The sequence below is a fragment of the Streptomyces sp. SA15 genome, from assembly GCF_002291145.1.
GTDB lineage: Bacteria > Actinomycetota > Actinomycetes > Streptomycetales > Streptomycetaceae > Streptomyces.
This window is the reverse complement of the sequence record NZ_NTGE01000004.1, coordinates 1-5,494: the sequence shown is the minus strand read 5'-3', so window position 1 is coordinate 5,494 and position 5,494 is coordinate 1. Positions and strand designations below refer to the sequence as shown.

General features: G+C 74.0%; 4 protein-coding genes and 1 pseudogene. 3 read left to right on the top strand and 2 right to left on the bottom strand.

The window, feature by feature from the left end; genetic code table 11:
- From CLM62_RS00040 to CLM62_RS00030, 3 genes and pseudogenes are all read left to right on the top strand, one after another.
- A pseudogene (locus CLM62_RS00040) lies at positions 1-288 on the top strand (hypothetical protein); the annotation flags it as partial.
- A gap of 89 nt (positions 289-377) precedes the next feature.
- The gene (locus tag CLM62_RS00035; protein ID WP_095747802.1) at positions 378-1,934 is read left to right on the top strand and encodes an AarF/ABC1/UbiB kinase family protein; all 1,557 of its coding nucleotides are present in this window, start codon (positions 378-380) and stop codon (positions 1,932-1,934) included.
- A gap of 38 nt (positions 1,935-1,972) precedes the next feature.
- Positions 1,973-2,848, top strand: a complete 876-nt coding sequence (locus CLM62_RS00030) for an SAM-dependent methyltransferase (RefSeq protein WP_095747801.1) — start codon at positions 1,973-1,975, stop codon at positions 2,846-2,848.
- A 59-nt stretch (positions 2,849-2,907) separates the two neighbouring features.
- Here the strand turns inward: CLM62_RS00030 and CLM62_RS00025 are convergent, their stop codons facing one another.
- Both CLM62_RS00025 and CLM62_RS00020 read right to left on the bottom strand, forming a co-directional pair.
- Entirely contained in the window at positions 2,908-4,152 is a 1,245-nt protein-coding gene (locus CLM62_RS00025) for a wax ester/triacylglycerol synthase domain-containing protein (RefSeq protein ID WP_095747800.1), read from the bottom strand.
- Positions 4,153-4,479: 327 nt separating this feature from the next.
- The coding region (locus tag CLM62_RS00020; RefSeq protein WP_107483742.1) for an FAD-binding oxidoreductase at positions 4,480-5,494 on the bottom strand (1,015 nt) is incomplete at its 5' end.

The window sequence follows — 5,494 nt, the reverse complement described above, 5'->3', positions numbered from 1 at the left end:
AACCCGCTGGCCGCGCTCGCCGGTGCGGCCGGGGCGGCCAACCCGCTGGCGGCTCTCGGCGGTGCCGCGGGCCCGCTCGCTGCGCTCGGTGGTGCCGCGAGCGGGGTCGGCGGGCTCGGGCAACTGGCCGGAGGGGTCGGGCAGTTGGCCGGAGGTGTCGGGCATGCCGCCGAGGGCGTGGGCGATCTGCTGTCGCTGCCGGCGCAGCTCACCCAGTTGCTGGAGCTGCTCCCGAAGTTGATCCAGGCGCTGCAGAGCCAGGCCGGCCACCAGGCCGCCGCGAGCTGACCGACCGTACGTCCGTCCCGCTCGACCGGTTCCGCCGCGCACACCGGCCGGCGACCCCGGAGAGGGATCCCGGCCTGAGGAGGCTCACGATGGCGTCCGTCGTCGGCGATCGGCTGCGGCTCGTGGTCAAGGTCCTGGGAAGCCTCGTCGCCGACGAGGTCGGCCAGGCCACCCGGCTGCGCAGACACTCGAAACGGGGCGAACCACAGCCCCCGGCGGAGGCCGCCGAGGCCTCCGCCGGGGCCGAGCAGCGGCGTGCCAAGGCGGTACGCCACGCGCTGGAGAGCCTCGGCCCCTTCTATGTGAAGCTGGGCCAGATCCTGTCCACCCGGCCCGACATGGTGCCCCAGTCCATCAGGGACGAACTGCAGAACCTGCACGACCAGGTCGACGTCCAGCCCTTCTCGGTCTTCGAGCCCGTGCTGGCGGGCGACCTCGGGCCGGACTGGAAGCTGCGGTTCGACGACATCGACACCGTCGCCCCGCTCGGGGCGGCCTCACTCGCCCAGGTCTACCGGGTGACACTGCCCGGCGGTCGGCCGGCCGTGGTCAAGATCCAGCGGCCCGGCATCCGCGAGGGCGTCCTCGCGGACATGGCGCTGATGCGCCGGGCCTCCCGGATCGTGGCCCGCGTGGCACCCCGGTTCAACGAGGTCATCGACATCGAGGCGATGCTCGGCTCCGTCTTCGACGCGATGGAACCGGAGCTGGACTTCACCGGCGAGGCCCGCAACATGGACGAGGCCCGGGACAGCATCCGGCCCTTCCGCACGCTGGAGGTGCCCCGCGTGCTGCACGCCGGTCCCCGGGTCCTGGTCCAGTCGCTGGCCGCGGGGACGTCGGTACGGCACATCGATCGCGCCCACTTCACCGACGACGAACGCGTCGAGATCGGCAAGGACCTGCTGCGGTTCATGTACCACGGGTACTTCGTCCACCGCATGTTCCACGCCGATCCGCACGCGGGCAACGTCTTCGCGGTGCCCGGCGGACCCGCGACGCTGATCGACTGGGGGATGGTCGGCCGCCTCGACCGCCGTACCAGCCTCCAACTGCTCCCTCTCTTCATGACGTTGGCGCAGAACGACGGGGCCGGCCTGGCGCACCACTGGGCGGAGATGGGCCGGATGACGGCGTGGTCCAACATGCCCGCGTTCGCCGCGGACATGGCGGCGTTCGTGCCCAAGGTCTCCCATCTGTCCCTGGAGGACATGAACTTCGGCGTCTCGCTCACCACCGTGCTGGCGAAGGCGACCAAGCGGGGCATCGGGTCGCCGCCGGCGGTCTCCCTGCTCGGCAAGTCGTTCGCCAACCTCGACGGCTCCGTGCGCTGCCTCGCGCCGGAGATCACGCTGCCGGAGGTGTTCCAGGGGGAGGTGCCGAAGATCCTCTTCGCGCTGGGCCGTGAGTTCCTCGGCCGTCATCAGTTCGCCCGCAACTCCATGGAGTTGATGCTCGCCGCCGTCACCAGCCCCGAGCAGCTGCGCGGGGTTCTCGGCGACATGGCCAACCGCCAGTTCGCCCTCAACGTCCACGAGCCCCGCACGCCCACCGCGATGGGCGGCCAGCGCTCCGTCCGCCCGTCCGGCGGCCTGCTGGCCCTGGCGGCGCTGGCGTTCCTGCTCGGCCGTCGCCGCTCCGGCTGAACCACGGAAACTAACCACGACCCCACGGAGGCTCCCCCATGCCCGACACCGCACGCCCGCAGTCACCCGCCGCGCCGGACAGCACGCTGCCGGACGGCGTGGCGAAAGTCGCGCTCTGGACGGCGGCCGCGCACGCCGCGGAGTGCCACCGGGACACGCCCTACGTCCTCGACCCGTGGGCCGCCGACTTCCTTCACGCGGCCGGCTTCACGTCAGGGCCTCCGGGCGACGGCCCGCTGCAACGGCTGCTGCCCGACTGGGCGGTGGTGCGTACCCGCTTCTACGACGAGCACCTGAGTGACGCGGCCCGCTCCGGCTGCCGCCAGGTCGTGCTGCTCGGCGCCGGGCTCGACACCCGTGCCTTCCGTCTGCACTGGCCGACGGGGGTGCACGTCTTCGAGGTCGAGGACCCGGCCGTACTCGCCTTCAAGGACCACGTGCTGGACTGGAGCCCGCCGTCCTGCGGACGCCGTAGCGTCGTCGGTGTCGACCCGGCGACCGGGGCCTGGGGCGAGGCGCTGCTCGCCGCGGGGTTCGACCCCCGGCGGCCCACCGCCTGGCTCTGCGAGACGCTCCTCTACCATCTGCAGCCGCACGCGGTGGAGGCCGTCGTCGGCACGATGACCGAACTCTCCGCCCCCGGCAGCACCTTCGGCGCCGAGTGCGTGAACGCCGAGTCCGCCTCCTCGTCGTTCGTGGCGCCCTTCCTCGAGGCCCTGGCCGCCACCGGCATCGCCTGGAACTGGCAGCTCGCCGAACCGCAACGCTGGTGGGCGGGGCACGGCTGGGAGGCGCAGGTGGCCGACCTGTTCACCCTGCCGTACGTCGTCCAGCGGCTGTCCCCCTACCTCCCGCTGCTCAACGAGGCCGCGGCGAAGTGCGTGTTCCTGACCACGGGGACACTGCGCGACTGACCGTGTACAGGAGGGGAGCCCCGGCCGCACGGCTCGGGGCTCCCCTCGTGCTGGTACGGCTACCCGCGCTCCAGTTCCAGCAGTGCGGCGAGCCACAGGTCGGGGAGTTCGTCGGCGGTCGTCAGGGCCTCGTCGTGGACGACGGTCAGGCAGGCCACGTCGTGCTGGCTCGTCAATGTCGTCACGCACCGGATCCCGGCCGCGGGGGCGGTGAAGAGGACGGAGCGTCGGGCCACGTTCCCCTGGTGGACCAAGGCCTGGCCGAAGTTCACGCCGCTCGTCGGCGCCGCGACAACCGCGCCGTTGACCATCCGCGTGCCCACCCGGGCACCGATCGTCCGCGGAGTGGCGGCCAGCAGCAGGCTCAGGGCGTCGCGCTGCCGGCTCGCGCGCAGGCGGGCGGTACGCGCCACGACGCGGGCGAGGGCGGCCTGCGGTGACGCCTCGTCACAGGGCAGCAGCACCCGGGCGACGACCATGCGGTTGCCGGGCGCGCACTCCTCTCCCGGTGCCCGTACGGACATCGGCACCGCCACCGGCAGCGGCGGATGGGGGGAACCGGTGGCCTTCAGGTGCCAGGTGCGGACGGCGTGGGAGAGAGCGGCGAGGTAGACGTCGTTCACCGTCCCGCCGTGGGCACGGCCGATGGCCCGCAGCCTCGCCAGCGGGGTGTCCGCATGGCATACGGCCGTCCTCCCGCTGCCCGCCACATCGAAGGCCGGCTTGGCGGTCGGTGCGCGGAACGAGGCCGCCACGTCTGCGACGGCACCGGCGAGGCCCTGGGCGGTCGGCCGGGCGCGGTGGTGCGGTGCGGGTCCTCCCACGGGGTGGTCGTCGAGGAGGGCGCGGGCGGTGTGAGCGGCGCCGACGCCGTCCTGGAGGGTGTGGTCGGTGCGGTAGCACAGGGTGTGGTCGCCGGCCGGGCCGTGGACCAGCCACACCTCCCAGGGCGGCCGCCGGCCCGGGTTCATGGGCCGTGTCAGCATCAGCCGCCCGGCTCCCGAACCGTCGGCGTCGTCCTCGGCCAGCCACGCCTCGTGCACGTGCTGCTCCACCGCGATCCCGTCGACGCGCCGGAAAACCCTGCGGTCGGGCGCGATGCGGTAGCGCAACGCCGGGATGCGGTGGGCGCGTTCGGCCACGCGCGCGCGTACGGCGTCCAGGGTCGGCGCCGGGCCGCCGAACCGGAACGCGAACACGACCGGCAACGGCCTGCCGCGCATCGCCAGGTGATAGGCGACGTCCGGGGTTCCCATGGGCAGGGACGGCGGCAGGCTGCCGTCGGTGCGGTGGTGGGGGCGCATGGTGGAGCCTTCCTGTCGGGTGTTGGGGTGTCGCGTCGGGCCTGGCCGGGGGCAGGTCCTCCTGACCGGCTGGACTGGACCGGGCAGCGGAGCCGGAGCGAGACGGCGACCGTCCGGCCCGCCACCGGGCCGGACAGCAGAGCCAGACCAAGGGACGAGGCCGGACCAGGCGGCCCGACCGGACCACGGGCGGCGGAACCGCACCACAGCAAGCCGCAGACCAGACCGAACCGCCAGGCCAAACGACAGAGCCAGACAAAGGCAACAGGCCGGACCAGGCGGCCCGACCGGACCACGGACAGCGGACCGGCGAGGGCAGCCGGAGCGTCAGCACGTCCACCGCGTGGACCTGCCGAGCGCGTCCACATACCCCCGTAGCAGGCGACGGGTCGGCCCGCCGGCGGGCAGTCGTGGGGCGCTCGAGCGGTGCCAGGGCAGCGGGTCTCCGGGTTCCGGCTCGCCCAGCAGGGCCCCGGCGACGTACGCGCCGTGCGCCACGGACATCGCCAGGCCGTGGCCGCAGCAGCCGCCGATGTACCAGACGTCGGGGAAGCCGTGGACCGGGCCGACCACCGGCAGGTCGTCGAGGGTCATGCCGATACGGCCCGACCAGCGGTGGGTGACCCGTACATCGGACAGGTCGGGGTGCAGGGAACGCAGCCAGCGGTCCAGCCAGGCCCAGGCACGCTCGCGGACGGCCTGGAGCCCGGGCGCGTCGAGGCCGGCCGGGGCGGTGACGGTGCCGCCCCCCGCCACCAGTCCCCCGTCCGGGAGCAGCCGGAAGTACGGCGCCATCGGTGCCGCGTCGACGACGGCGTACCCCGCGCGCCCGCCCAGGGCCTCGTACGCCGCACGGCCGACGGGCGCGGTGGCCACGGCGTACACCTCCAGCGGCAGGATCGTGCCGACCGGCAGGCCCACTCCTTGCGCGGCGGAGTTGACGGCCAGTACCGCCTGCCCGGCGTAGAGCCTGCCGTGCGGGAAGACCAGTTCGGGTCCGACCAGGTCCCCGGTGCGTACGGCCCCCAGGGCGCTGTTCCCGTAGAAGCGCACGCCCTTGGCGGCGCAGGCACGGGCGAGGGCGCAGGTCAGCGCGGCCGGGTCCAGGGTGGCCGCGGTGCGGTGGAGCAGCCCGGCGGTGTAGGGCACGCCGACCCGGGTGCGGACGGCGGCCCCGGACAGGACCGGCACGTCCAGGCCGAGCGCCCGATAGGCCTTGGCCTGTCCGGCCAGGGCCGCCAGGTGCGCGGGCGAGCGCGTCGCCATGATCTGCTCGCCGCGCCGCAGCCCGCAGCCCACGTCGAGGCGCGCGCACAGTTCGAGGACGCCTTCCACCGCCCGC

Coding starts and splice junctions, on each gene's coding strand:
- CLM62_RS00025 (WP_095747800.1), bottom strand. CDS start 4,152: ATGCGCCCCCACCACCGCACCGACGGCAGCCTGCCGCCGTCCCTGCCC.
- CLM62_RS00030 (WP_095747801.1), top strand. CDS start 1,973: ATGCCCGACACCGCACGCCCGCAGTCACCCGCCGCGCCGGACAGCACG.
- CLM62_RS00035 (WP_095747802.1), top strand. CDS start 378: ATGGCGTCCGTCGTCGGCGATCGGCTGCGGCTCGTGGTCAAGGTCCTG.